Origin of the sequence: Escherichia sp. KCJ4928 (assembly GCF_004352695.1) — a bacterium.
Classification (GTDB): domain Bacteria; phylum Pseudomonadota; class Gammaproteobacteria; order Enterobacterales; family Enterobacteriaceae; genus ECMA0423.
The window spans coordinates 1-980 of sequence record NZ_SJWV01000451.1 but is presented as its reverse complement, the minus strand read 5'-3'; the positions used below and the strand labels follow the sequence as shown (position 1 = coordinate 980).

Here is a 980-nt window from a genome sequence, read left to right as displayed (position 1 = left end):
ATAATATATTTTTTCATTGTTCGCCTCCTGCTGAATGCCCATCTGGTTTTATTGGTAGTGGTGGAAGTGGGCGTATTTCTGGCTTAACAATAGTGGCTAGAGCTGGCCTTAATGGTTCGCTTATGGACCACATAAATTCGAAGTTTTTCTCTCCACTTGATGGGCAACGCTCCATTGTTAATGTTGTTGCGTACGGAGATGATGGTGTTCTTTCTAAAAAATTAGCTCTGATGCATAAACCTGTAGACAAAGATTTTAACTGGTAATTACCATTGCGTGTTACCATCGGCTGGAAGTCGAAGCGATCTGGTCCAAACTGGCAAGGTGCAGTAGATAGTTGCACACCTCCTTTAAACCCCGGGAAGCTTGTCATACAAGTACCAACGTCTGCATTGCGGAACTGTATCGTATTTGGTCTGGTTCCGGGCATAATCTGCCAATTGCGTAGTTCTCCAAATGAATTGGAGTCGCTGATATAATACGCCCATAATGATGAACCAGCTCCTCGGCTCCACATTGTTAGAACTGAGCCATCCATGTTCATTAAAGATACTGCGGGTGATGTACCTGGTACCGGGATAGGGATTGGTGCATTTGTGGGAAGTGCAGGTCCTGCTCCGGGTAATGGAAGGTCGGGTTCATCGGGAGAAGGAATTGTAGGTCCTCCCTCTACTTGAGGAGGGAAAACTTTGGGGTCAAGATGAGCTTTGTTCTTTCCTGATGAGCAGCCATTTAATAAAATGGGAATCAAGATTCCAGCTATAAAAATAGGGATGCGGTTATTAGCCATTACTATGGTCCTGTTTATTACAAAAATATTAGAAATTGATGGGGTAATAAAGGGATTACATTGGAGAACTCCTTTGAATTAGTGCCTTAGTTGTTTGGCTTTCCTTGTTGTTTTATGTGAATGTTTCGAGTGGTATTATTCTCGATGTTACATTTGAGATTGTGCATTAGCTGATAAGATTAAATAAAAG

The 980-nt window shown here is 42.1% G+C and carries 1 protein-coding gene; it reads right to left on the bottom strand.

The genetic code is table 11. The features are described 5' to 3' along the window. Positions 1-13: 13 nt before the first annotated feature. The gene (gene cdtA, locus E0D98_RS24760; RefSeq protein ID WP_072095386.1) at positions 14-790 is read right to left on the bottom strand and encodes a cytolethal distending toxin type V subunit CdtA; all 777 of its coding nucleotides are present in this window, start codon (positions 788-790) and stop codon (positions 14-16) included. Positions 791-980: the final 190 nt, after the last annotated feature.